This window comes from Parabacteroides sp. FAFU027 (assembly GCF_022808675.1).
Lineage (GTDB): Bacteria > Bacteroidota > Bacteroidia > Bacteroidales > UBA7332 > CAXXIC01.
Map to the genome: position 1 here is coordinate 189,658 of NZ_JAKZKV010000002.1, position 25,852 is coordinate 215,509.

The 25,852-nt window shown below is 45.5% G+C and carries 19 protein-coding genes; 5 read left to right on the plus strand and 14 right to left on the minus strand.

The genetic code is table 11. From position 1 onward, the window contains the following. Positions 1 to 59 precede the first annotated feature (59 nt). Complete coding sequence (locus MLE17_RS04035) at positions 60 to 548, plus strand: hypothetical protein (protein WP_243347296.1); 489 nt, start codon at positions 60 to 62, stop codon at positions 546 to 548. 121 nt (positions 549 to 669) lie between these two features. Next, positions 670 to 975: a nucleotidyltransferase domain-containing protein gene (locus MLE17_RS04040; protein WP_243347297.1), complete on the plus strand. Its 306-nt coding sequence runs from the start codon at positions 670 to 672 to the stop codon at positions 973 to 975. A 60-nt stretch (positions 976 to 1,035) separates the two neighbouring features. On the opposite strand, the gene MLE17_RS04045 is transcribed toward MLE17_RS04040, so the two are convergent. The 3 genes from MLE17_RS04045 to MLE17_RS04055 form a co-directional block, all read right to left on the minus strand. Continuing rightward, positions 1,036 to 1,620: a hypothetical protein gene (locus MLE17_RS04045; RefSeq protein ID WP_243347298.1), complete on the minus strand. Its 585-nt coding sequence runs from the start codon at positions 1,618 to 1,620 to the stop codon at positions 1,036 to 1,038. 101 nt (positions 1,621 to 1,721) lie between these two features. After that, on the minus strand, positions 1,722 to 2,816 hold the full coding sequence (locus MLE17_RS04050; RefSeq protein ID WP_243347299.1) for a carboxypeptidase-like regulatory domain-containing protein: 1,095 nt from the start codon (positions 2,814 to 2,816) through the stop codon (positions 1,722 to 1,724). Between the two features lies 1 nt (position 2,817). Continuing rightward, positions 2,818 to 3,387, minus strand: coding sequence for an RNA polymerase sigma factor (locus MLE17_RS04055; protein ID WP_243347301.1), 570 nt, complete (start codon positions 3,385 to 3,387; stop codon positions 2,818 to 2,820). Positions 3,388 to 3,740: 353 nt separating this feature from the next. Here MLE17_RS04055 and MLE17_RS04060 point away from each other — a divergent pair, with 353 nt between their 5' ends. Then, the gene (locus MLE17_RS04060; RefSeq protein WP_243347303.1) at positions 3,741 to 5,657 is read left to right on the plus strand and encodes a vWA domain-containing protein; all 1,917 of its coding nucleotides are present in this window, start codon (positions 3,741 to 3,743) and stop codon (positions 5,655 to 5,657) included. Between the two features lie 171 nt (positions 5,658 to 5,828). Here MLE17_RS04060 and MLE17_RS04065 read toward each other — a convergent pair whose 3' ends face one another. Continuing rightward, a complete protein-coding gene (locus tag MLE17_RS04065) occupies positions 5,829 to 7,691 on the minus strand; it encodes an alpha/beta hydrolase-fold protein (protein ID WP_243347305.1) in 1,863 nt (620 codons plus the stop codon). A gap of 91 nt (positions 7,692 to 7,782) precedes the next feature. Then, on the minus strand, positions 7,783 to 9,465 hold the full coding sequence (locus MLE17_RS04070; RefSeq protein WP_243347306.1) for a thrombospondin type 3 repeat-containing protein: 1,683 nt from the start codon (positions 9,463 to 9,465) through the stop codon (positions 7,783 to 7,785). A gap of 167 nt (positions 9,466 to 9,632) precedes the next feature. On the opposite strand from MLE17_RS04070, the gene MLE17_RS04075 reads away from it, so the two are divergent. After that, the gene (locus MLE17_RS04075; RefSeq protein WP_243347307.1) at positions 9,633 to 9,860 is read left to right on the plus strand and encodes a hypothetical protein; all 228 of its coding nucleotides are present in this window, start codon (positions 9,633 to 9,635) and stop codon (positions 9,858 to 9,860) included. Positions 9,861 to 10,145: 285 nt separating this feature from the next. Next, complete coding sequence (locus MLE17_RS04080) at positions 10,146 to 10,919, plus strand: DUF6261 family protein (protein WP_243347308.1); 774 nt, start codon at positions 10,146 to 10,148, stop codon at positions 10,917 to 10,919. A gap of 88 nt (positions 10,920 to 11,007) precedes the next feature. Here MLE17_RS04080 and MLE17_RS04085 read toward each other — a convergent pair whose 3' ends face one another. The 9 genes from MLE17_RS04085 to MLE17_RS04125 form a co-directional block, all read right to left on the minus strand. Beyond that, positions 11,008 to 11,409 carry a hypothetical protein gene (locus MLE17_RS04085; protein WP_243347309.1) on the minus strand — a complete coding sequence of 134 codons (402 nt, stop codon included), beginning with the start codon at positions 11,407 to 11,409 and terminating at the stop codon, positions 11,008 to 11,010. A 112-nt stretch (positions 11,410 to 11,521) separates the two neighbouring features. Then, positions 11,522 to 11,950, minus strand: coding sequence for a hypothetical protein (locus tag MLE17_RS04090; RefSeq protein WP_243347310.1), 429 nt, complete (start codon positions 11,948 to 11,950; stop codon positions 11,522 to 11,524). A 108-nt stretch (positions 11,951 to 12,058) separates the two neighbouring features. Next, the gene (locus MLE17_RS04095; protein ID WP_243347312.1) at positions 12,059 to 14,302 is read right to left on the minus strand and encodes a S9 family peptidase; all 2,244 of its coding nucleotides are present in this window, start codon (positions 14,300 to 14,302) and stop codon (positions 12,059 to 12,061) included. Between the two features lie 145 nt (positions 14,303 to 14,447). Beyond that, positions 14,448 to 16,847 carry a glycoside hydrolase family 127 protein gene (locus tag MLE17_RS04100; protein ID WP_243347314.1) on the minus strand — a complete coding sequence of 800 codons (2,400 nt, stop codon included), beginning with the start codon at positions 16,845 to 16,847 and terminating at the stop codon, positions 14,448 to 14,450. Positions 16,848 to 16,983: 136 nt separating this feature from the next. Further along, the gene (locus MLE17_RS04105; protein WP_243347315.1) at positions 16,984 to 19,158 is read right to left on the minus strand and encodes a family 43 glycosylhydrolase; all 2,175 of its coding nucleotides are present in this window, start codon (positions 19,156 to 19,158) and stop codon (positions 16,984 to 16,986) included. A gap of 28 nt (positions 19,159 to 19,186) precedes the next feature. Further along, positions 19,187 to 20,467, minus strand: coding sequence for a CotH kinase family protein (locus MLE17_RS04110; RefSeq protein WP_243347316.1), 1,281 nt, complete (start codon positions 20,465 to 20,467; stop codon positions 19,187 to 19,189). Positions 20,468 to 20,546: 79 nt separating this feature from the next. Then, complete coding sequence (locus MLE17_RS04115) at positions 20,547 to 22,595, minus strand: DUF4859 domain-containing protein (protein ID WP_243347317.1); 2,049 nt, start codon at positions 22,593 to 22,595, stop codon at positions 20,547 to 20,549. A 16-nt stretch (positions 22,596 to 22,611) separates the two neighbouring features. Further along, positions 22,612 to 24,075, minus strand: a complete 1,464-nt coding sequence (locus MLE17_RS04120; protein WP_243347318.1) for a DUF4859 domain-containing protein — start codon at positions 24,073 to 24,075, stop codon at positions 22,612 to 22,614. Positions 24,076 to 24,148: 73 nt separating this feature from the next. After that, on the minus strand, positions 24,149 to 25,852 hold the full coding sequence (locus MLE17_RS04125) for a RagB/SusD family nutrient uptake outer membrane protein (protein WP_243347329.1): 1,704 nt from the start codon (positions 25,850 to 25,852) through the stop codon (positions 24,149 to 24,151).

Here is a 25,852-nt window from a genome sequence, read left to right on the forward strand (position 1 = left end):
CTCTTTTCATGACAGATTGTTTTCTATGGTATCGGTCAAACATTCAACAACCTTCAACCATGAAAAAAAACGATCATCCGGAATTTGTCGGAATCCCCAAACTGAAGAGAAAACACCACCAACAGATTGTCGAATTTGAACATTGGGCCAGAGCTGAAGACTGGCAGAAATTTCACATCTCGCACTACGATTGGTGGGCCTTCCCTATCGACAAACCGAGTCGGCTCGGTTTTGCCTATACTGTATTTGAGGATGAGATTAATGAGTTAAAACAGGATCCGGTTTTTATGCAGGAACTGGTCTTGGGCGCAGAATTGCTATTGCGTTCATGGGGCTGGGACCTGAAGCGCAGCAGTCACATCGACCATCCACTACCGGATCAGGACTGGCAGAACTGGCCCATCCGCCTGCACAAATGTGCGAGCTCACTCCTGTTATTCGGATTTCAACCGGAGTTTGAGTCGGTGCGGAAGTTTGCGCGGGGACTGATTCACGAGGGCGTAAGCTTTGCTTATTCGGGCAAGGACCTGAGTGAGCTTTTTCGCTGATTTTTCCCGAAAAAGCGTGTTCCGGCTGTGTGGAATATGCCATAATTTGATATATTTGTTACTGAAAATACACCGGACACACAGTGTCTGAGAAATGATATAACCTTAAAAGAAAAATATTATGTTTGGTCTGAGAGAACAGGAAGTCAGGGTCGTTAAGGAGGTTCTGGCAAAATACGATGCAGTGCAGGAAGCCCTGGTATTCGGCACACGCGCAAAAAATGACTGCAAATGCAGTTCAGTGGTGCAAATTGCCATTAAAGGCGAGAATGTCACCCAGTCATTAGCCTATGATATTGCTTATGACCTCAATGAAGAGACGCTGATCCCCTATTGTTTTGAGGTCATTTGCTACAATTTACTCAAGGAGGAACGCCTGAAAGATGCAATAGAACAGGAAGGTATCTCTTTTTATGAGAAGAAATAAAAGAGACTATATCTCACAAAAACGGGACATTCGGCATAAGCGGATGTCCCGTTTTCAGTATTATGGAGCAATGGTACTTGTTTGATTGGAATTGTCAGGCTCCCCGTTGTGAGCAATGGGAGATTGGGCAAAATATTCCCACTTGTTGGCTGGGAATTTTTTAGCGAAAGAGTTCCAGAGAAAAACTCCGGCAGTAATTAGTGTGAGTCCTCCCAGTGAGAATGCGCCCCCATTTAAGAACATAACGGATTTGGTATATTTCTCCATTCCTTTGGTATTGGTATTTAGCCCTAATCCCATAGCTAAGAAATAAGACCCTTCAATCCCAAGTGCTGTTCCACTGACAGTCATTACACCGCTGGATACTTGTGCATAAACAGCTTTTGTTCGAATCAGAATCACATTATCAAGATAGACCGAATCTTTCCCAACAAGAAGCAAAGGATTGTGGCATTGAGCCGAATCACACTTGATGGAGAGGATGCCCTTGTGCGACTTTTTTGAGCCATCCGTCAGCTTGACCATTTTCCCCTCGGGGATAAAGATAATCTTTCCGGTCTTGTAGTTCTTCAGGATAAGCAGGTCATATTGGCTGAATCCTTTTGCAGAAAAGGTAATAAGGATTACAAGTAAAATGGCTTTCATGACAGCATGTAGTGTAAGGATAGGTGGTTTAGGTTTAACTCATTATTGTATAGAACAATATGGGCTATCGAAAGGTTGCTGTCTGAAAACCTCTTTTAATATTACCAGCTGATCTTTACAGATACTTTTTGATTCGGCTTAGTCCATTTCGGAGATTGGTTAAGCAGTTTTTCGATCTCGGATTTGGCTTTCTCACAAGTGAATTTTGAGAACTTATATCCGGATGGTCGTCCGTTATCGTTGATGGTAAATTCAACCGTTACGCTTGATTCCATCTCATCGCAAAGGCCTTTTTCGGCTTTGTTCCTACAATATTCCAGGAACTCTTTTTTACCGAATGAAGTTGAATGGATAGTTCCTTTTTTCAATTTACTTGAACCATAACCGACCACAACTACGTCATTAAACGAATCTCGGTTTTGATTCAGGGTTATAATTTTTTCTTTATCGGGCACAACTGTTATTTCTTTTGAATCATATCCTATGTAATTGGCTGTCAGATTCAACGAATCGCTATCCTTTACGGTTAATGCGAACTTACCGTCTCTATCGGTTATGGCTTGCTTTTTGTCCTTTTTGTCAATTAAATAGGCACCCACCAATGGCGCTCCGGATTCATCTACTACTTTGCCCTTTATGACGACTGGTTTTTCTGCCTGAACTACCGGCGGCATTACCACTACATCATCCGTACCTTTATCGAAGTTGACAGCACCAACAGCAGCAGTGGATTCCATGACCTTATCCTGTGTTACCATCTCCTCCTCTTCATTCACCTGGTCGTCGGGCTTGATGACAGGCGGGGTGAATCGCTTTGTCTGTTTTTGTTGCTCTGCTTCCCTGACGATTTCTTCCGGTTTATTCACAGACGGATGGGAAGGTTTTGCCTTTTGGGTAGTGGCTACGACCGGTGCGTTTTTATCACTGTTTTGGAAAATGAAATAACTGCCCAGCCCAATCAGCAAAAGTACCGTAGCAGCTACCGACCAGTTGATAATCAGTTGTCGGCGTCTCTTCGCAGAAGCCCGGTGCATGATATTTTGTTCCAGTCGCTCCAATGCATCAGCATGGTTGCCCGGGACGGAATCAAAACCATCCAACGCCTCCTGCAGGAACGGGTCGCTCATGGCATCTCGCTCCAGCCGGTGGGCATCCTTGCCCCGCTTGTCGCCCTGTATGTAGTGTTTGATTCTCATCTCAATGATTTAATACTTTGACCATGCAGATTTTGAGGTTCCGCTTCCCGTTCTGGATGTAACTTTTCACTTTATTCAATGCAAATCCGGTCAGTTCAACCACATCGGCATACGAGCACTCCTCGAAGAAGAAATGGACAATGCACCGCTTTTGTTCTTCTGGCAAGGTCTTCAGGCAATAATTGAGCGCGGTTTCTTTTTCGATATTTTCATTGATATCTAATAGATGCTCGAAGTGGTCGGTTTCCACAACCTTCTCGCTAATTTCTTCGAAAGTAAAGGGTTGATGTTTTCGCAGGATTTGCAGGCAATGGTTTTTCGCCACGCTGTAGAGCCACGTTTTGAAGTTCGCAATATCATAGTTACAGACTTTTACCGAAAGCTCTTCGTAAATCTGCATTACGGCATCCTCGGCATCTTCCTGATGTTGCAGGTATTTCAGGCAGAGACCATACACGAGCGGGATATATCGGGAGTAAAGTTGTCCCAACATCACCTGTTCTGACGAATTCCGATAGTGTATCACTAAATCTTCGTCGCTAAGGTCGCTGTATGTATGCCTGATCTTCAAATTAAAGTATGCTGCTTTTGATGAGTTAAAAGCCTAAGTATATCGAAAAATTATAGCCACGAATACACAAATAAAATAGTATCCCCGCTTTTTCAATTTTGAAAAAGGATTTGGGCGAATTCGATTCAATTTATTTTACCAATTAGTTGTATTATTAATTCGTGAATTCGTGGCTCCTATTACACGAATTTTAGATGAGAAAAGTCTTTTCTCATCTAAAACAAAACACAATGCAACCAGTAATCTTCGCCCGATTGAAAATTATTTCCACAAAAATAGAAATTCTTTTATGGAATTTCGGAAGTCGCCGCATCTATTGAGAAAACGATTTCTAATCCATTAAATTCTATAGTATGCAAACGAAAGTAGTAAAGGCAATATCCGTTATTGCTATTTTGTTGTCAGCCGTTTTTGTATTTGCCCAAAGTACAACCGAAAAGTTGGTGGTATCGGGTAGAGTAACTGATGCCCAATCGGGGCGTGCCATTGCCGGTGTGGTAGTGACGGTGAAGGGTACACAAGCCCAGACCCGGACAAATGCAGGTGGTATTTATACCATCTCGGTAAGAAAAGGCAGAATTCTTCTATTTACCAGTCGGGGCTATCAACGAAAAGAGGTTCGGGTAACAAGCACCCGTTGTGATGTAGCCCTGAAACGCAGTATTGCATTGAAGCCGGATGAGCAGGTGAATGAAGAAGAGGAAATGGTCACTCAGGACAGAGTGATGGAATCCACCGCAGCGGTCGGTGCCGTTAACTTTGACAAGGGTACCGATGAAGTAGTAGTGGTCGGTTATGGAACTAAATGCAAACGCTTCTGCCCACCGGTGATAAAAGCCGACGAGCAGGTGAATGACGAGGAATATGCTGCAACACCCGAGAACCGCTTCAAGGATGCAAAACATGAGCCACTTTCCACCTTCTCGCTTGATGTGGATGCCGCAGCTTATGGTAACGCCCGTCGCATGATAAATATGGGACAAAAACCGGAAAAGGCAAGCGTGCGTATCGAGGAGTTTATCAACTATTTCTCCTACAATTATCCCGCACCCAATGGGAATCATCCGGTGAATATCCTGACCGAATCGCAGCCTTGTCCGTGGGCTAAAGACCACCTGTTAGTACGCATCGGAGTAAAGGCGAAAGAGATTCCGTCTGCCAGTTTGCCCGCTTCCAACTTTGTGTTTCTGGTGGATGTGTCCGGTTCGATGGACGAGCCCAACAAGCTGCCGTTGGTCAAATCTTCGCTCAAACTGCTGGCCAATAACCTCCGTGACAAGGACCGGGTTTCGATAGTCGTCTATGCCGGTGCTGCCGGAGTGGTGTTGCCTTCGACATCGGGAGGTGATAAGCAAAAAATCCTCGAATCTTTGAATAACCTTCAAGCCGGTGGCTCCACAGCCGGAGGTGCGGGCATTCAACTGGCTTACGGTATTGCAGAAAAGAACTTCATCAAAGGAGGAAACAACCGTGTGATACTCTGTACCGACGGCGATTTTAACGTGGGAGTTTCGTCAGAAGGCGGACTCGAAAACCTGATTTCGGAAAAACGCCAGTCTGGTATTTATCTGACAGTGTTAGGTTATGGCATGGGCAACTACAAGGATAACAAACTCCAGATACTGGCCCAGAAAGGTAACGGCAATCACGCTTACATCGACAATATTCAGGAGGCCAACCGGGTTCTTGTCAATGAATTCGGCTCAACAATGTATGCCGTGGCCAAGGATGTGAAGATTCAGGTGGAGTTTAATCCGGCGTATGTGAATGCCTATCGCCTGGTGGGTTACGAAAGTCGATTACTTAACAAGGAGGATTTTAACGACGATACCAAGGATGCGGGCGAACTGGGTGCCGGCCACACCGTGACTGCATTTTACGAAATCATCCCCGTGGGAGTGAAGAATAACTACGGTGGCGTGGATGACCTGAAATACCAAAAGTCAACCACCAAACCGACTCAAACCGGTGCGGCCAATAACGAACTGATGACCGTCAAGCTGCGCTACAAACCCATCGACAGCAATACAAGCCAGAAGATGGAACAGCCGGTATTGGTCAGCGATAAAGGCAAAACGATGAGTGAAGATTACGCTTTTGCATCCGCAGTAGCGATGTTTGGCCAGCTGCTGAAAAACTCCGACTTCAAAGGAGATGCGACTTACCAACAGGCCATCGACCTTGCCCGTAAAGGTATGGGTGAAGACCGTCAGGGTTACCGTCACGAGTTTATCCGACTGGTGGAAGCGGTGAAGTCGATGGGGGAATGATTTCAATATATGGATTGAACGCCAGAGTGCTAATATGCAAGGTTTATATATTTTGCATATTAGCACTTTTGTAAATAATAAATGGTGGAATTGTGAATTTCTTATTCGTAGGATGATATTATTCTGTAGAAACCACCCCGCCCACACAGGGTGAAGACCCTCAAAGAAACATCAGAGGTTTTGTAGTCTTTTAAAAGAACCGGATCCACTGATATTTTCAGCTCTCTTCCAGTCAGGTCGCCAATAGTAACGGTTGTTGGAGTCCTCTTTTTCGTTAACATCTTTCTGGTACATATTGAGCCGGATGCCGTCCCAGTTTTCTCCCTGTTGGGACTTGATATAGCTGATAGGAATAGCGACTTCCGTAATATAGCCATCATTGTCAGTAATGCTGACAGCTTGCAACTCTTCCGGTAATGTTTTTCCGAAAGGCTCCTTTCTTTCGAGCTGCATTTCTTGTATTGTCCGCCCCGGCGATATGCCTATCTGAAGAAATTTTGTCCAGGGAGAAAGCCCCCGGTTTAACGACCGTACGGGCTCTTTCCGGGCATCACAAAATATGACAATCCGGTCTCTCTTTTTATATCCGTCTGTGCTATCGAGAGAGACCGATCGATCAAAGACTTTTACGGCTATATAGAGGAATTTATCATCATATTTGAGGTCGAAACGGTATCGCTTGCAGGTGTCTGTTTTACTTGAGTAGCTATATTTCAGGTGATCCCAGTCATTGAGTTTTCCGTCAATAGCTACTTTGTTTGTTGTTTCGCTGAGAGGGTAATTTTCATGGTTGTTGTAATCAAAGCTCTTTATTTTGATAGAAGCTCTGGCTTTCCCACTGCTCATTTGAAGATTTGTTATTCCGGCTGATCTGGGTGAAATAGCTCCGGTTATATTGTCATCCATAAAAGCAATTTCTGTGTTTTCGACAGAATACGCGGGACTAATGGCATTGGTTCTGTATCCGTTTGTGTATTGAAGGTCGAGAAGCAGGCAGGCATTTTCACCAAGTGATTCGATATCGATAGGCTCGGTAGTTGTTTCCAAAACATTTTTAATAGAAGCACTGACGAATGCCGGTTTCTTTTTTCTCAGGAAAAAATAGAGCATATTTCGCATTTGGCTGTTGCATGATGGAATGTCATGGAGTCCCCCATATACATGTGTATATGCTAAGTTCTGATCTTCTTTCCATCCCTTTTCTTTGAGAAAATGAGCCGCCAGTCTGGCTTCATTCCACATATCGGGCATATTAACATCTGAAGACATGATCCAATACCGGGATTTAGATTTCGTGTATTTTTCATTGGCCATTTTTCCGAGCAAAAGTTTATTGTCCCACCACAGAGCCGGACTCATGCATCCTGCCATACCAAAGGTCTCGGGGTGCATCCAGGCCAGCCATGCCGCCGCCAGTCCGCCGTAAGAATGACCCGCAATGCCGGTAAACTTCGCGGCTTTCATGGTTCGGAATGTGGAGTCGATGTGAGGCTTCAGGACCCGGGAAATAAAGCCGTAGTATTTTTCAAGATCGCCGCCCGATTCATCACTCAGTTGACCTTTGGTCGGTGTCAGATCTTTCGTGCGATGACCGTTATCGTGCATGGCTACCAGTATGGCCGGATAGATCAGCCCTTCTTTTAGCAATTCATCATGATAGAAATCGGCAGACATCTTATCCTTGTCATTTTGAGGGCCTGAAAGCACTCTCTTCCCATCGAAGAAGTAGATCACACGGTATCTTTCCTTGCTTTTATAATAATCAGGAGGTAGAACAATCCGGATATTTCTTGTTCCGTCAAAAATGCCATTGTCGGAAAAATTCCTGAGCTCGATCAGCCTGTTTTCTTGTTGGGTATTTAGGGCATTATTGGAAGTTGCTGGAGGTTTTTGTGTGCTGACACTTTTTTTCAGACTTTGAGCATTAGCCGGGTTGGCTATATGGGTAATCTGAATCTTGCTTTGTTGCAATTGGGAAGATAACTGATTCAGATTGAATAGAAGAATAGAGATTAAGAGTGTTTTAATTCTCATGATAGATGTTTTTAAGCAGAGTTTTCTTTACTGTTTAATGGATTTCCAGGTCACAATTTCTTTCTGGTTCATTAATATCAGCCCCGAGGTTTTAATTATCATACTCTAAGGTATCATGGTTGTTTTTCGGATCAGACCAATCCACTTTCTTTGTCGGATCAATGCCGTTGATGTATTTCTCGATATTGGTATAGCCATCACCGTTACAGTCTTTGACAGCATCGGAAGCATCTTTCGGGTTTAATCCGTATTTTATTTCCCATTTATCGGGCATGCCGTCGTTATCGGTATCTTTCGGCGCTTTTGTGCTTTTATATTTCGGATATCCGCCTACCTGGGCAATGTCGGTGATGATTCCCTGTTTATAAGAATCTTTAGGTAATCGACGATTTTTGAACTGAGGTTTTCCATCCTCTTTATATTTATGGTTGTAAACCACCTTTCCGGTCCGAACCTGTTTTATTACACGGATATCTACCGGATCACGTTTGGGGAGTGTGGCTCCGGCATTTGCCAATACATAATCAAATACTTTATCTGATGGAAGAATAGTTATGTGAGGCATCGGAAAAGGCTTGTCCCATTTTATGTCAGCTAAATATTTACCGGCATTGGGTAGATCCTCTATTTGTACGCCTCCATCCCAGTTATCCTGTGTTATATTCGGATAACCCTCCATGATATTGCCGTTGACATAACAGCGGCCGAATACCTTGTCGGGAAGTTTGCTTCGAACAGCATCGGGTCTTAGTATCCGATGGCCAGCCGGTGCATCTTTCGGCGTTTGCGGTCCTGGCTTAAAGTAATTGTTGATGATATTGTACCGGGTGCGAGAGTCTCCACCATCGACGGTTCGTGTTACCCAGTTATATATAACATTGTTTGTGAAATTAAAAGTGTCACACCAGACAACAGTCGGATTACGACCGGTATTACAAGCCCAGAGGTTGCGCATATATGTGCAATTGCGACCTCCTAATGTGCTGCCAAATCCATGATTCCAGGTATCCAGCGCTTCTGAGAATATAGAGTTCTGGATAGTGATATTTACAGAATATTTTTCTTCATTGCGTCTGCTGATGCTGTCGTAATATATATGGTTATATACAGTCATGATTTCGTCCAATCCCCAACTGGCCGATACATGGTCAAAGATGATATTTCCATAGGGTTTGCCTCCAATTGCATTGTCGCGGCGAGCCAGGTTTGTATCGCCACGTCGGAAACGCATGTGACGGATTATGACATCGTGGGTATCTATCCAGAAGGATTCTCCTGCTACGCAAATCCCATCACCCGGAGCGGTTTGTCCGGCTATGGTAATATAGGGGGCTCTCACCATAATCGGGCTTTTTAACCTGATTATGCCTGAGACTTTAAAAACAATTATACGAGCTCCTCCCTGTTCACAGGCATTACGTAATGAGCCGGGGCCATCGTCGGCCAAACTGGAGACTATAATAACACGACCACCACGACCTCCCAGAGTAAACGCGCCACCTCCTTCGGCGCCTGGAAATGCCGGGATTTTAGCTTGCATAAAATCGTCGGGGGAACCGGCCCACGGTACATATGGACGACCGCTTTGGGCCTCTTTTTGGACAATAGGATAAGCAATGTTGTTCCATATAGAATCGGAACGACGGGTAGCAGCCTCCAATATAGCATTTGCTTTTTGCAGATCTTCTTTGGGGACGTCGGGATATTGTGCAAATGCAGACTGTACAACAAGCATAAGTATCAGCAATCCAATAGAACGGATTCTTTTTTTCATAATAGGTATCAGATTTAATGTGTAATAGATTCTTCGGGTCTTGGAATACAAAATTGATATTATTCACAGAAATCCAGGTATAATAATTGTTGGAAAATAGGTTTGTATTACTCTTCGATAATTTGAGTGATGAAAAGAGACCATTTACTTGCTAAAAAATATCCTTCATGAGTTTGTACGGCTGGGGAGACGGTGAAGTCGATGGGGGAATGCTTCGTAATTTGGATAAAGTGAATGAAAAACACACGGTATCTGCATCTGGCAAGGAGCCGGGTGTCTCATTTATTGCCTTCCACAGCTTCATCTTGGGACATCTTACCTTCATTTACACAAGAAACCCGTTATACTCCCACCTTTTACTGCTCCGGCTGATATTTTCCGGAATGAAATGGTAGGTTAAATGAAGTGGAGATAGAATTATATGAGTCTGATCAGAGGTTGTAACTCAGGATTGGAATGTTATTCCCGGTAAATTTGGTGTTTGTTCCTTATTTCTGGGTATCTATATTGTATAAATATATCACCATAATCTGATAGTATAAATATTCAAATATAATTATAGTATCAGATTATGATATATATGAATGCCAAATAGATTAATAATATCAGATTCAGATAATAGAGATAAATTAATATATTTGTATAATCAATATCTGTTTTCATCAATAACTCATATTGCCATGGAGAACAAGACTAAAATCCTATCGCTAGCATTTCAGAAAATGCCAAACGGGACCCATAACGTGTTTATGCATCTTGTAAACGATTTGCTGAAGGATAAAAACTTCCCATCAGCGGGGTATGAAGCCCTGCTCGAATCTTTCAACCTGGCGTTGCAGGCTGAGGATGCTGCAATCGGCGTGCGGCGCAAGAGCGAACTCACTGCAGAACTGGTGAAACTGAACATTCGCAGGGAAGAAATCTACTCGGGACTCTATCACCACTACCAGAGCTCCCTGCTCCACTATGATGACGAGGTGCGCGAGGCAGCGAAACGGATGGAGCCTATCATGATTAGCATTGCTGAAATGCATAGCACCTCCAATATTAAACGCAATGGGCTCATTTATAAGGTTACCTATAACTTGCGTAAGCAGGAGGATACCGTCAGGATATTGGCGCTCTCCGGATGGCTTGACGCGCTGGATGAGGCAAATGCCCGGTTTGACCAGGTTACAACGAAGCGTTTCAGCGAAATGGTTAACAAGGGAAACGGCAATGTCCTTAGCACACGCAAGGTGACCGACGAGGCATACCGGGCGATTGTCGTTCGGGTAAATGCCCAGATTATATTTGACGGTACTGAAACGATTGAAACGTTTGTTCGCCGGCTCAATTATTTAATCACTAAAGAGAAAAAGAGGATTGCCATTCGGGACGGTATCCGGAGGCATAAGAAGGAGAAGGCGAAAGCGAAGATGGATAGTCAGGCAAGTGAAAGTCAGACTGCATAGCCGGTTGCTGATCACGCGTCAAGCGGCATGTAACTGCCTAAAAAGAAAATACCTGACAGGTTTTCAAAACCTGTCAGGTATTTTCTTTTTAGTACGAATGCACATAGCAGGCCACCAGCAGAATAGCCAGCACGAAAGCGATGGCGAGGGGCTTCCAGATTCTCCGGTGTTCGTTGTATTTGGACGGGGGAAAGCCCATTTTGTGATAGACCTCTGCCAGAATGTATCCGCCCACAATGTTGATGGCATACATCCAGCCGCTGGATGGCTTATCAATGACATTCATCACTACACAGGCGGTCGCTGTAAAGAGAATGGAGGTCAGTAATGAGACGTAAGCGGCCTTTTTCTTACCGACATTTTTAAGGTCATGCATCAGCATCACGCCACCAAACAGTGGGGTCATCAGGACTGAAAATCCCCAGATGGTTCTTTTGGAATAGATTTTGGGGATGTTATTGGTTGTTTTTTTCTCCTTTATAGCTGTCATTCGTGTGATTTTTTGGAGCTGCAAAAATAGTAATTTGGAGAGGATAATACCAGAAGAAAATACCTGATAGGTTTTCAAAACCTGTCAGGTATGGGCGACTCAATTAATTAGTTTAAATGTTTTCGTTTGAGTAAATATAGCAAGCAAGAAATAATCCTGTTAGAGCGATAGCTATAATTAGAGGCTTCCATATTTTCTTGTATTCATACTCTTCAGCATTAGGAAAATGCTTTTTAAAGACGACTTCTGAAAGAACCACTCCGCCGATCATATTGCATAAATAGGAGATGGAATTACTCTTTGCTTCTATACTATTCACGACAACAATCGTGAAAAGAGTAAAAGCAAGGGATATCAGTAAGGCCAAATATGCCTGCTTCTTTTTACCAACATCTTTTAGATTTTGCATAAGCAAAACTCCTGCAAAAATCGGTGTCATGAAAATTGAAAATCCCCAAATAGCTCTTTTAGAATAGATGCTGATTTTGTTTTCTGTTGTTTCTTCCGGTGCAAATGCCTCAACGTTTAATTTATCCTCCATGATATGTTTATAAGATTGATTAATGTTTCCTTTCTGCAAATGTAGGTATTTTGTGATAAACGAAAAGAGCTAACAGGTTTTGAAATCCTGTTAGCTCTTTTCAAAATATTATTTCTTAGGCATCACCTTATCCCATCCCGGAGGATTTACCCCCATCAGATTCTTCACAAAGAAGTCGTAACGTTTGTGCTCACCGTAGTCGCCACCCATCGTGTGGTTGGTACCGGGAAGAACGACCAGCTCGAAATCTTTATTCGCCTTGATCAGCGCATTGCACACCTGCATGGTGGAAGCCGGATCCACGTTATCGTCCACTTCACCCACCACCAACATCAGCGGACGGTTGAGGCGGTAAGCATTATCCACATTCGAACATTCGGAGTACTCCTTGCCAATCGGATAACTCATCCACTGTTCGTTCCACCAGATTTTATCCATGCGGTTGTCGTGGCATCCGCAGGAAGAGTAAGCCGCTTTGTAGTGTTCGGGGTGGAAAAGCACAGCGCCCATCGCCTCTTGTCCTCCGGCAGAGGCGCCGAAGATACCGATGCGTGCAGTGTCGACAAACGAATATTTGGTCGCCAGTGCGTTGGTCCAGGCAATGCGGTCGGGGAATCCGGCATCTTTCAGGTTTTTGTAGCAAACCTCTTCGAAGGCTTTCGAGCGGAACGATGTTCCCATCCCGTCCAGTTGGACCATGACGAAGCCCAGCTCTGAAATCGCAGATAAATTGCGGTTATACGAGATAAAGGTCTTCGGTGTATATTGGCTACCCGGACCGGCATAGATATATTCGATGATGGGATATTTTTTGCTTGGGTCAAAGTTGGTCGGGCGGTAAATAATCCCCCAGATGTCGGTCTTTCCGTCACGTCCTTTGGCCACGAAAGGCTCAGGTGCAATCCAGCCCGCTTTGAGCAGTTCGGTGATGTCTGCTTTTTCCAGCGGCATCGCTACTTTGCCATCCTGAGCATCGCGCAGCACAGCCACCGGAGCTTTATTGACCAAAGAATAAACATCTACCAGATATTTCTTGTCTTCCGAAAACCAGGCCTGGTGCATCCCCTCTTCGGGAGTCAGACAGGTAAGCCCCGTTCCGTCAAACTTAATGCGGTAGTAGCGGATCAGGTAAGGGTCTTCATTCGGAACCATACCGTTGGCACTGAAGGTAATCTCACGTTTGGCTTCGTTCACGTCAAGTACCTCGCGCACATACCATTCCCCTTTGGTGATTTGGTTTTTCACCTCACCCGACTGGCGGTCGTAAAGGTAAAGGTGGTTCCAGTTGTCGCGCTCACTCATCCAGATGATCTCATTGGTCTTATCCAGATTCTTGCGGAAGTAACGGTTGTAGTTGACAAAGGTCTTGCTGGTTTCGTTGATGACGGTGCGCACCTTGCCGGTTTCGGCCGACATCTCCAGCACGCGATAAGCCTGATGGCCACGCTGGTTGTATTCGAAGGTCACAGACTTACTATCGGGATTCCAGTCGAAACCGCGCAGGTCAAACTGGCTGTTGAACAGGTCATTCGAAGCCTCAAGCTGTTTGCCATCGGTCACGTCGAAAATATGCGGACATTTCACGGGAAGCGCATCGCCCGGTTTGAAGTAGTCGCGTTTCTGTAATTTTGGCTGGAACTGATCGGCTGGCGACGATTCCACAAAGTAGATGAAATGCTTCTCCGCCGGACGGACTTTCATTGCCGCCACCTTTTTCGAGTCGGGTGACCAGGATATGTAAGCCGAGTAATATTCGCCATTAGAGCCGTCATTGCTCAATGCCTTCTCTTTCCCCGTGGCATTTTCCTTTACATAGACATTGTAGTTTTTGATAAATGCAGTCTGTTTGCCGTCGGGAGATTGTACAGGAGCGCCTTCGCGTTCGTCGTCTCCGGCAGCCCAATAGTTCTGCTTCGGAGGCTCCACTTTGCCCAGGTTCTTCAGCTTATTTGATTTTTGCAAATAGAGCCATTTGGTATCGTTGAAGGTGAATTGCAACGAGTCGGCACCTTTATTTACCTGAAGCGATTGCAGCCATAACTGTTTCGCATCCGCAGTTTTGCCTGAAGCTGTTGAAAGCGCTTTGGCCAGAGCGGTATGGTCAAAAAGCTCTTTGCGGGTTTTCTTTTCGGCGTCGGTGATCACGTACACCTTGCCCTGCGGCGTGTTGCGCACATACCAGAACCGATGCGTACTGGCAATCCATTGCGGGTTTACATCGGAGTAAAATACTTTGTCCTTGAATTTATCCCGGAGGGAAAAGGCACACTGGTAATCTTCTACCGTGCCCTGCGCATAGAGCGTAGCGCCCAGTAACCACACGTTTAGCGATAGCGCTAAGATTTTCTTCATAGCTATTCTTATTGTCTTGTGTATAGAATTTCTTGTTAGCAAAATTAGAGATAAGCCAATATTGAAAGGGGGAATAATCAGTCTAATTGGATGAAAAAAAGTCGCCCAATGAATAGGCGACCTTTCCTCTATAATTAAAATGCGATTATTCTACTTCCCATTCGAAGATTCCTGCGGAGTTCTTCTCCGGCAATTTTACTTCCAGTTTCAGGGCTTTGGTGGTGACGGCTTTGAAGGTCACGTCGTTGCCCATCCCTTTTTCGGTACCGTATTGTGAAGGATTTTCTACCGGCTTCCACTCTCCATTTTTATCCTTGTAGTAGATGGTCCACGACTGAGGGATGCGGCATCCTCCCCATGGAGCGTCGTCAAACCAATATACGGTGGAACGGCTAACTGTTTTTTCTACCGGGAAGTCGTAAGAGATCCATTCTGTTGTGCCTTCCTTCGGCCACCAGTGGTAATAAGGTACTGTGCGGTCGTTTTCATCTTTAGGAACCAATCCGTCATTGATGGCAGAGATGGCTTTTACTTTGTAAGAAGCATCAATTTTGCATTCCGAAGCCAAAGTTGGAGGCATCACCGGACGGGTAGCCCGCAATTCATTAGGCAACCAGACCGCCATTTCACCACTTCCCCGGTGAGCCCACGCATAGTAAGGAATCAGGGTGAGCTTCACGTCTTTTGCCGCGATTTTGCCCTGGGCATCGTAGCTCAGTATCTGCGCATCGGTCTTGATTTCATTGATTCCATAAAGCAAATCAGCTTTATGTTCTACTGTGAATGACGGCTTTTTATTCAGCACTACGTTCAACACGCTGAAGTCGTTATCGGGCCATTCGGCGCAATAAACCAGCGGTCCGCGTTCTACTGCCACTTTACCCTGGTCATCCTGTACCAGTGGATGTGCTTTTACAGTTCGTGGTTCCATATCGAAGTGAACTTCTACTACGTCGCCCTTCTTCCAGCCGCGGTTGATGGTGAAATAACCTTTCTCGATTTTGGAATCAACCGCTTTACCATTTACTTTGATGGTGTATCCCAATGTCTTTTTATCGGAATAGCTGTACAGGTTGCCCGGAACTGCCTGACCTGTTACCCAACCGGGGATACGGATTTTCAGGTTGAGGTTTTGTTTGCCTTTCGGAGCTACCTCGATTTTGATATTTCCATCCCAGGGATAGCTGGTCGATTGTTTCATCTCAACGGTTTTGCCATTGACTTTAACGTCGGAATGGTTTGCCATAAAGAGATTGACATAGATATCATTGTTATTCACCGCGTAAATATATCCCGGTACGGAAGGGATAAAGCGGCAGATGTTTGACGGGCAACAGGCACAACCAAACCAGGGTTGGCGTTGGTGCTGTCCGATGGATTCAAGTGGGTTTGGATAAAAGAATCCTCCGCCATCCAGCGAAACGCCTGAAATCAGGCCGTTGTACAGGGTGCGTTCCAGCACATCGAAATATTTGGCGTCACCGTGCAACAGGAAGAGGCGGTAGTTGAGGTAAACGTTTCCGATAGCCGCACAGGTCTCGCAGTAGGCCGACATATTCGGCAGTTCATAATTACTCCCGAATGCTTCACCATTGTTTGTCGCTCCGATACCACCGGTGATATAGAGTTTCTTGTTGACAATATTACTCCAGATTTTGTCGATGGCGTTGATATAATCTTTGTCTCCGGTCAGTGCCGCTACTTCGGCCATTCCGGTGTACATATAGGCTGCGCGAACAGCATGTCCTACGGCTTCATCCTGTTCGATTACCGGTTTGTGTGATTGGTTGTATTCGGTATGCGTACTGGTTTTTCCTTTGTTGTCAAGGAAGAACTTAGCCAGGTCAAGGTATTTCTTATTCCCAGTTACGACATAGAGTTTCGCCAGTGCCATCTCGGCAATCTGGTGACCGGGAACCACTTTCACCTGACCCGGTTTTTCGCCGATCTCACGCACGGCGCAATCGGCATATTTGATGGCAATGTCCAGAAAGTTCCGTTTACCGGTAGCCTGAAAGTGCGCAATGGCACCTTCGATCATGTGGCCGAGGTTATACAGCTCATGGCTCAGGTCTTCCTCTTTTTCCCAGCGTTTGCTTCCCACCCACTCGTGCGGGTGTTTCGGATTCATGGTGCGGTAGGTGTATAAATAACCGTCTGGCTCCTGCGCTTTGGCTACAATAGCCAGCACACTATCGATATAATGATCCAGTTTTTTATCGGGATAAGTTTGCATCAGGTAGCTTGCCCCTTCAATGGTTTTATATACATCGGTATCGTCGAAGGTAAATCCCTCTTCTTTGTAGCTGTCACTCGGATGGGCAGCTTTGACAAAGTTCTCGTATCGTCCGGTCTCTTCGCATTTGCGGAAAGCCAACGGGATGGTTACCTCGCGGCTGGCTTTGAGGCGCTGTCCCCAGAAAGCATCCGTCACCTTCACTGCTGTAAAGGGCACCGGGGTGATGGGGTAAGTTGCACTCTTTTTTATCTGGGCCTGCGCACCGATGGTGAGACAAAGCAGACCTGTCAATAGGTGTTTTCTCATAGTTATTATTGATGTGTGTTTTGAATGATAGTTTCTGCGTTTAATTCTTTTACAAAGAAATAGTTTCCATCGGATTTACAGGTGGAAATATGTCTCAATAAGGAAGGTATTTTCGCCATCATCTGTAAATTGATATTCAATTATATTGCTGAATAATGACTTTCGGTCCTCTTTTTGGCTCAGTTGACTTCTTCAGCGTCAGCACCTCTTCCTGACTAATAGCCTTATCATACAGCCGGATGTTAGCGATGTAACCGGAAAAGTTTTCCGACGGCTCACCCGATGCTCCGATCAGGATATCTCCTTTTTCCACAAAAAGGGAGATAGGCGACTGGGTATTCAGTTTACCATCGACATAGACATTTTCCAGCATGCCGTCAAAGGTAAGTACAATGTGGTGCCATTTGCCTTTCGCCGGAACTTCCCTGTAGGGCAAATCGACCGCACCGTCACCGTGAGCCACAGCCCCGTAATGACCGGTTCCGTACATCAATGCGGAATAGGAAGATTGCAGCATGTTTTCGCGGGAAGTCCATGTTATCAGACATTCACCCGGTCCGATTTCCTGATTATATACCCAGGCCGAAACGGTATAAGGCGAATTCCAGTCGAGGCTGGCCGGTGCTTTTTTCGAAAGCTTCAGAAAACTTTCCCCATTGAACCCAATGGCTTTGACACTGTCGATCCATTCGACCGAAGGAGCGCCGTTTATTTCAAATTTCCCGCCCAAAGTACCCCGGTTAGGAACCTGAGAATAGAGGGTTCCGTAGTTCAGCGTATTGGCATCAAGATTTACCAACAGGCTTTTGGTACTTGTTGCACCGAGTGCATTCTCTTTCGGTGTGTTCTGAAATGAAGGGACGTCAAATAATTTATCATACACTTTGATATTCCATACTGCAGCCAGCATGCCCGATTTCTCCGTACCGGTTACCGTCAGCCTTACGTAACGGGCTTTCGTATCGTTGTCATCAATCATCGGACTTCCGCAACGGCGGTTATTGATCCGATCGCTGAAGATACTCCAGTTTGTATTGTCAATTGATACCTCGATTTTATATTGGTAGTAGAAGGTCGGATACTCAAACTGAGTCATTACCCGTTTTACGGATTTTACTCTTCCCAGGTCGATGGTCAGCGATTGCGGCATATCGGCAGAGGCGGCTTTCCATAGCGTGCCGTTGTTGTTATCCACTGCGTTTTCAGGTTTGTAGATATAGTCGTAATCACCGTTGCTATAGGCCGTTTTCTTTGAGATCAAAAGGTAGGAAGAGCTGGCATTGACTTTCGCCTGATATGCTAAATCGGAAACTGTAGCCCTATTTTTTCCCTGCAAACTGATGCCTGCATGTGTCGGAACCACCTTCTCAATCGTTTCATCGTCGGAGAATACCAGCTTATCGACACACACCTGTCTGAACTCTCCGTTAGTACTGTGCGGATTGTCATGGCGGTGATAAACAATATAGTAATCGTTTCCTTCTTTGAGAATAGAATGGTGACCGGGGCCATCAATCGTCCCATCATTATTGGTCACGAGTATCGGGCTGTTTTTGCCCGGACGGAACGGTCCTTCGGGGCTGTCGCTCACCGAATAATGTACGGCATAAGAGCTTAACCGGCAATCTCCAGACGAGTACATCAGGAAATATTTCCCATTCCTTTTGATGGGATACGATGCTTCGAAAGCTTTTGGAACCTGCTCAATAGGAATGAAGCCTGCTTTCTGAATGGAAAACATATCCTTCGAATCTATTTTGGCAAATCCTATTCCACCGAAAGAGGTACACCAGGTTCCGAAATAAGAATAGACCGAACCATCGTCATCCACGAGATACTGGGCATCGAGAGCGGGTAGATCTTTCTTTGATGTGCCAGCTGGAATGACCGCTTTCCCTTCATTGATGGGGGTAAATGGTCCCATCGGCGAATCGGAAACATACCCGTAAATGTTGCATCCCGCTTCACAGTTCCCCATAAAATAGTAATATTTGCCGTTGGGCGCCTGGAATACATCGGGAGCCCAACAGTTATTGAGTCCTTCAGGGATTTGAAGTTTCAGTTCGTAGTTATACCAGTTGACGAAGTCTTTACTGATCCACACCTGCGGAGTCCCCGAGGCCAGTTTGATACCGTCGGTAGTGGCGTAGATGTAATAAGTATCACCAAACTTCTTTACTGACGGGTCGGCAAAGTAGCCGGGAAGGAGGGGATTGCCTGTTTTATTGGTTGAGGGCTTCTCCTTCCCGTTGACAGAACAGAATGTTCCACCCAACATAAGGGATAAAGCCAGGAGCTTGATCTTGTTCATATATTTAAATCCAGATTATCGTATTTACCTATTTCGTCCCTACCGGATAATTTGCAATTACGGTTGTCATATAGCTGACCCGGTTGGACAACCACTGATGCAAATGCAAAGTCTCCGTTTGAAAATTCTTGTCAATCGGCCAACGGGAAGCATTACGCACCAATGCTCCGGCGATTGCGTCTCCATAACTTTGGGTAGTTTCCCAATACCCGGTCATGATTTTGTCTTTTATAGCTAGCCATCGGGTTTTGTATTCGCTGACAAATCTCTTGCTTTTAAACAAATCGGTAAAAAAAGAAGGGACTGCATATCCTTTGGTATGATTGACAGGATCTGTTCCCAGTACAAGTTCCGTATAACTGGTGAAATAGTTGTGTCCGGTGTACATGGTCGACCAATCAAAATCGAATCCCGCGTCAAAATCCCACAGCGGACCCATTGTCCAGCGACCATCTTTGTCTTTGTAAAGGTAAATGCTGCGGGGAGCATCTACTTCCACGTTATAAACCAGTTCCTGGATCAGCATATAATCAATAAAAGACGGGATATTTAAGACTTTCTCTACGCTATTGTAATCGGCACTTTTGATTGCTGTTTCCAGTTGAGCAAATTCGGTTCGGATTGTTGTCAACTGCGTCGTCGATGTAATATCCGGACTTTTGACACATACCGGCATTTGATAGACCGATGACCAGAAGTTGTCTCCTGCGTCAGGGCTCAGGTCAGGTCCGTCATCGGCGTCAAGTGAAAGCAAAACGCCGTCATTCGAATCAATTGCCACACGATTACTGCCCAGTTCTACCTGTTCTGTAAACATGTAAAGTCCGATATAGTCTCCATTCAGGGTTACTTCAACATATCTGACATGATTAGTGAATGGCATTCCCAGTCCTTGTCCGGTTGTGAAAACAAAGGTATTCATCAAATGGGTCGGATCCCGATAATTTGCCAGTAAAACCCAATCCTTTTCCGATTTTAAGCCAAGCATTTCAGCCTTATCATTCAGCTTTATCCGGTACGGCTTTTTGGGATACCAGAGCCAGCTTGAATTTCCTCTTCCCCTGATTTTTCCGTTGCCTGAATAATTCCAGCTTTTATTGTCTGATTTTACCGTAATCGAGCAATTGACATAAGTCTCCTTCGAATTCACCGGTGCCGCGTTCTCAGTCGTGATATTAATCTGAGCAACCAATAGACTGTCTGTCTGGAGGGACGTTGTCTGGGCATCCGGTTCGACAGGCTCATTTGATTTGGAACAACTGAAAAGGATTGCCAGTCCCAATATCATCGGTAGAAGGTATGGTTTCATCAATTCCTTTTGTTGATTAGGGTGACACATGAAGCGGCCTGCCTGAGGGATTCATGTGTCTGCCCCGGTTGATTTACTTTTATTTTATTGTCACATTAAAGACAAATGTCACCTGATATTGCTTACTATTCTTAGTGTAAACAAATGCTTCCTTCACGGTGTATTTGTCTCCGGCTTTGCTCTTGCCCGGGTATTGACCGATAGTAAATTCAAAATTGTTGGATGCAAATTCGTTGAATAATCTACTGTCATTGTCTTTTCCCCAGCTGGTTACATTGCCCGAACTGTCGAACCAGAAGCCCAGTCCGTTAGCGGTGGTGTTGTAGTTGAGCGAACCGTTTGACTCGACGGCGGCAAAAGCGATTTTGCCCTCCTGTGGTGTGGCTTTTGCATTGAGCAAGGCACCTGCGATTGCCGAAGGCTGCAGTACTAATGCCTGGGCCACTTTGGCGATGTCCCCGTTCGTGTTCAGATTGACTGTAGTCCCTGAGTAAGCGGCTGCATCAGCGGCAAATGAGAGATTATAGGTCAATGTCAGGTCTTTCGGAGTATCATTTGGATTAATGGTAATATTCCCCAAAAGGTCGGTATTTGTAAATTTAACCGTGTAAGGCCACTGATCATCGTTGCTCTCTTTTTCATCCCATGCACTGGGCAAATAAGATGACGGAGCTCCGAGTACAACAAACCAAAGTTTAACGCAACCTGCCGGAACGGTGAATTCCACATTGGCAGAAGTTTTCCGGTTCATATCGCTATAAACGCGCTGGCCATTGCTCAGTAAGGCTACATAGCCATATCTCCATCCGGCACGAGTGAGTGACGTGCTGTTATATTTGGTCGTTGTCAGCGTTTTTCCCTCTTCGGAATATTGGCCCGGGTCACCGGGTGCCAGAGCTGATCCTGGAGTTAATGCGGTAAAGGCCGTGGAAACAACGGTTCCGGCTGCCGGAACGTTCAGCGGAATAACATTGTAACCGGTTGTTCCCGGACATCTAGCATAAGCCACCTGATAAGTTCCATCGGTCAACTGATAGAATTTGTAGGTATGTTTGCCAATGTAGTTCGCTCCGTTTGAGCGGATGGCATCGAGATCCCAGGTAACGAAACGGGTAGCCGCTTCATACATCTCAGCATTCAACTGATCAACGGTCAGGTTATTCAGGCGCATGTAAGTCTGAATCGGATCTTCAGGACTTTTTGACTCCCTCCAGATTCTTCCGATAAAATCAATACCCCGCTTTTGAGCCCAGTAATAGTGAATAAAATAGCTAGCATAACGCTGCCATTCATGGCAAATGTGACGGTGGTAATTATCGGTATATACGGAAAAATTATAGGAATCAAAAGCCTGAGTAGGATACGATTGGTATGACTGCCATTGAGCGGTTTGTTCCCAGAAAGCATTACCTCCATTACCCCCAAAACCATATCGAAATCCCGTTGTTAAATCATCGGGACTTCCTGACGCGATCGCATCAGCATACACCTGATACTGGAAACTGTGGCCGATCTCATGAGCGATAACAGATCCCACCGGTTTACAGGTTGCCGGATTAACCCACAATCCTCCAATCACATTATCGTAGCCGCCACCGTAAGCTGCCCATTCGGTTTGATACAAGAGGTAGATTTGCATTTTATACTTGTCAAGGTTTGATTTTCCTTTACCGACCTCGGCAAATTTCAGTGTATTGACATTGACAGCATAATATTCTTCCTCTTTTTTCAGCATATCATCCACATCAATCCGCATGGCTTCAGGTACGGTGCTGGCATTAGGATCACTGCCGAAACCCGCTTCCCAGAATACAAAGAAATGCTCGGATTGTTTGCTCCGCACAAACGACCACTTACTGTCGCTACGAAGCACATCCATATTCTTCATTTCCTGAGGCTTGTAGTATTTGTTGTAGTCTTTTACATCAGATGGCTTAAGAATGACCACAGCCCCGGAATCCGTTTTCACTGTGTCTTTTTTAGCCAGAGTGGGCTCATCAACGCCAGTCTTACAACCTACAAAAGTCAGGGAAAAGACTCCTACAAATAAGAACGAAAAGAGAAATGAAAGGCATAAGCCGGGAAATCCCGGCTTATGTGATATTGATTTTAATTTAAATAACCTCATAACCAGTCTGCTATAATTAAGGCGCTGTTACTTTGAAGGTGATATTGAATGCCACGGAACCACCGTTGTATGTGGCAATCAGTTTGGTTGTCACCGTTGAGCCTGCCACTCCATTGTCCGGGTGATTACCTCCGTAGAGATACAACTCGGTCTCGCTGTGTCCGAGGCTGCACCATACCTGGCTGTCAGCCCATCCGGCAGCAGTACCATCCGCTTTAAGCCAGTAGCCCGGAGCGTCTGCTGTATATGTAGGAGCTGTTTCGCTCACGGCTCCCTGATAGAGTTTCAAATCACCGGCAACAATAGCCTGGTGGATCTGGTAAGTGGTCTTTTTGAACGCATCACGTAGTAGTTCCTTGACATCCACTTTTACCATAGCATAGTCGTTGCTGTAAGGCTTGGTCATTTCGATTGTTTTTTCAACAGCTTTAGGATCACCAGCTGGAGCCGTTTCCGGATCCTGGTATGCTTTTACGTTGACCTTGATTTTCAGCATCACGATCTTATTATTAGCCAACATGCCGTATTGGATAGTCACTGATTGTCCGCCTTTCAGGTGTCCGGGGAACTGACCAATTCCGATCATGTTTTCTGAGAGATCCCCATATGAAGAGTAAACGCTGGCATTATCCCCCCAGGCTCCGGCAAAGCCGTTCATGTCGTACCAGAATCCTTTTGGAGGAGCGGTACATTCCTGGTTGTATGAGCCATCTTCGTTAACAGCGATAAATTTCACATCTGCCAGGGAGGTCACGCCTAAATCGGATTTAGCCTGAGTAGCATTGAACTGAACAGAATCCATGTCGTATGTGCTTCTGGCCAGAACATCCATCGTCAGATCCTGTGTGCGAACGACAGGTGCTGTGATTTTTCCGGCCGCTTTAGCGTTGATTGTGATGACAACAGCCACACGTTTTTCGTTGTATTTCAGACATTCGATGATTTTTACCGTTTGTCCGTCCGTTAAATGTGACGGATATTGACCAATGTTGAATTTTCCCTCCTCGGTATTGAACTCAGCAAATACCATGGCTGATTCGCCCCATTTGGTTGTGTTGCCGTCGGCATCCCACCAGTGGCCCCAGGGAGAGTTGGTATTGGTGGCTGTTCCGTTGTCGGCATGAGTAACCCCCTCGATGGCGAAGCCTTTGATTTCGGGAGCACCGGCTGTGCCTTCTATACCGGCTAAAAGTTCTTCATTGGTAATACCAAAAAGTTTGGCAATTCTATCGACATCGATGGCCAGTGCTGCACCATCGTAAGATGTTTTACTGATTGTAACATCCAGCGAATATTCGAGAATCAGATTGGCATTGATATGTGTTCTTTCAGCCTCCCGAATGGAATCCTGCCGGGCTATTTCAGCTTTTTCCTCGTCAGTTAAAAAGTGCAGGCTACTGAAGTCTATGTTGTCCCCGCAACTGGCAAGTCCTGTCATCAACAGTGACAGAAATGCGATATATAAATATATTTTCTTCATGGTGTAAAGCTTGTTTAAGTGACCGGATGTCTGACCGTTTGCGAGGCAAACATCCGGCTTTGAAGTTTATATCTTAATTCGAACTGTTTGAATATCCGGCGTTCTGTTTCAGCGAGATATTCGCATCCAGAGCCGATTTGGGAATCGGGAAATAGTTCCAGTGAGTTTCGGTGGTGGCATCTTTGCAAAACCACGATTTGCCGTTGAATACGTTACGTCCGTCACTCATTTTGAAGCGGATCAGATCCTGACGGCGGTGGTGTTCGCCCACAAACTCCCAAGCCAGATCGTCCAGCAGACCGCCTAACTGGATGTCAGCTCCTCCTTCTGTTGTGCTAATGTATGAGGCGGGATCCCAGTTGGCAAATCCCTCGCTGGTATATTCGCGGTGACCGTAATTGTAGCGGCTTCCCCCTTTCAACTGGGCAACGGTGCGAACGGCTTTTGCCGCAGAGCTGAATGAGCGTTTGCGTACTTCGGTTACCAGATCGGCTGCGACTTGCTCGTCACGACCGAGGCGCAACAGACATTCGGCTTTGATAAACATGGCATCTGCCAGGCGGAAGAAGGCCACATCATTACCGTATGTACCTCCGTCTCCGGCTACGATTTCACTTTTCACAAAACGATACCCCTCCTGCTGGTAAGCTCCCGGATTATCGATAGAGTGAACCTTCAACGAATAGTTTAACACACCTTGTCCCGCCCAGTCGTCGGCAGAGAATGCAATCGGGTCACCGGACTGAGGAATGGTTTTACCACTGGCATCTTTCGTCGCCATGCGTTGTACTCCTCCTGCCCAGGTATATCCAAGGCGGTTGTCGCCCTCTTCGTAACTTTCAATAAACTGAGGTACGGCACAGCTACCATTCCAGGGGGAACCTTCATAACCGTAAGCTGCAGCACCGGCTCCTGGCAAACATTTATTTACCAGATAATTGTGAGATGCGTTCTTTTTGTCAAGAGGTAAAGCAAAGATAACCTCCGGTGAGGTCGAAATATTCTCTTTAAAATTGTCCTGATAATTAGGAGCCAGAGAATAACCTCCGTTTGCAATCACTTCATTTACCTCGGCAAGCGCTTTTTCATAATATTGCGTATCGTTCTTACCGAAATAGGTATTGTAGTTCAGGTAAAGTTTAGCCAATGCCATGCAGGCCGCATAACGGTTAGGATATCCGAATACCTTTTCCGTGCCGAGATCGTCCTTGATCGCATTCAGCTCGCTCACGCAGAAGTTGAAAATCGAATCGGCGTCAACCTGTTTGGGCAGGTAGCCTTTAGGGAGATTCTGGGTGGTTTCCAATGGAACGTTGCGGAAAGCGTCAAGCAGAACATAGTAATTCATCGCACGCAGGAAGCGCATCTGAGCCTGGTTGTTTCCGGTTTTGGGCAATACGTCCAAACATTTGTTGGTGTATCCGATACCCACGTAAGCATAGTGCCACAATCCTTCGATGTGTCCCAGGGTGTAATTCCAGCTGTGTTTGTGCATGTTGACGTAAAGGTCGCCCCAACCGATACCGATTCGTTTCGGAGTCATATAGGTATCGGCGCACTCCTCATTCAGGTCGAAGTAACCGTTCCATCCCCAGTAAAGGAAACGGAACTGGGCATATGCCTCACCCATCATGGAGCCTACCACTCCGGGGTCGTTAACATCAATGGTTTCATCAGTCAGTACATCGTACACATTCTCTTTCAGATCAGTACAGGCGCTGAAGGCCAGAACCGAACTAACCGCAAGGCTAAGTATGGAATATTTTAATAGTTTCAT

Bases quoted from the DNA above. Each gene is read 5' to 3' on its own strand.
- MLE17_RS04125 (WP_243347329.1), bottom strand. From the start codon at position 25,852: ATGAAACTATTAAAATATTCCATACTTAGCCTTGCGGTTAGTTCGGTT.
- MLE17_RS04075 (WP_243347307.1), top strand. From the start codon at position 9,633: ATGAGTTTGTACGGCTGGGGAGACGGTGAAGTCGATGGGGGAATGCTT.
- MLE17_RS04110 (WP_243347316.1), bottom strand. From the start codon at position 20,467: ATGAAACCATACCTTCTACCGATGATATTGGGACTGGCAATCCTTTTC.
- MLE17_RS04100 (WP_243347314.1), bottom strand. From the start codon at position 16,847: ATGAGAAAACACCTATTGACAGGTCTGCTTTGTCTCACCATCGGTGCG.
- MLE17_RS04060 (WP_243347303.1), top strand. From the start codon at position 3,741: ATGCAAACGAAAGTAGTAAAGGCAATATCCGTTATTGCTATTTTGTTG.
- MLE17_RS04085 (WP_243347309.1), bottom strand. From the start codon at position 11,409: ATGACAGCTATAAAGGAGAAAAAAACAACCAATAACATCCCCAAAATC.
- MLE17_RS04065 (WP_243347305.1), bottom strand. From the start codon at position 7,691: ATGAGAATTAAAACACTCTTAATCTCTATTCTTCTATTCAATCTGAAT.
- MLE17_RS04080 (WP_243347308.1), top strand. From the start codon at position 10,146: ATGGAGAACAAGACTAAAATCCTATCGCTAGCATTTCAGAAAATGCCA.
- MLE17_RS04070 (WP_243347306.1), bottom strand. From the start codon at position 9,465: ATGAAAAAAAGAATCCGTTCTATTGGATTGCTGATACTTATGCTTGTT.
- MLE17_RS04105 (WP_243347315.1), bottom strand. From the start codon at position 19,158: ATGAACAAGATCAAGCTCCTGGCTTTATCCCTTATGTTGGGTGGAACA.
- MLE17_RS04095 (WP_243347312.1), bottom strand. From the start codon at position 14,302: ATGAAGAAAATCTTAGCGCTATCGCTAAACGTGTGGTTACTGGGCGCT.
- MLE17_RS04120 (WP_243347318.1), bottom strand. From the start codon at position 24,075: ATGAAGAAAATATATTTATATATCGCATTTCTGTCACTGTTGATGACA.
- MLE17_RS04040 (WP_243347297.1), top strand. From the start codon at position 670: ATGTTTGGTCTGAGAGAACAGGAAGTCAGGGTCGTTAAGGAGGTTCTG.
- MLE17_RS04045 (WP_243347298.1), bottom strand. From the start codon at position 1,620: ATGAAAGCCATTTTACTTGTAATCCTTATTACCTTTTCTGCAAAAGGA.
- MLE17_RS04050 (WP_243347299.1), bottom strand. From the start codon at position 2,816: ATGAGAATCAAACACTACATACAGGGCGACAAGCGGGGCAAGGATGCC.
- MLE17_RS04115 (WP_243347317.1), bottom strand. From the start codon at position 22,595: ATGAGGTTATTTAAATTAAAATCAATATCACATAAGCCGGGATTTCCC.
- MLE17_RS04090 (WP_243347310.1), bottom strand. From the start codon at position 11,950: ATGGAGGATAAATTAAACGTTGAGGCATTTGCACCGGAAGAAACAACA.
- MLE17_RS04035 (WP_243347296.1), top strand. From the start codon at position 60: ATGAAAAAAAACGATCATCCGGAATTTGTCGGAATCCCCAAACTGAAG.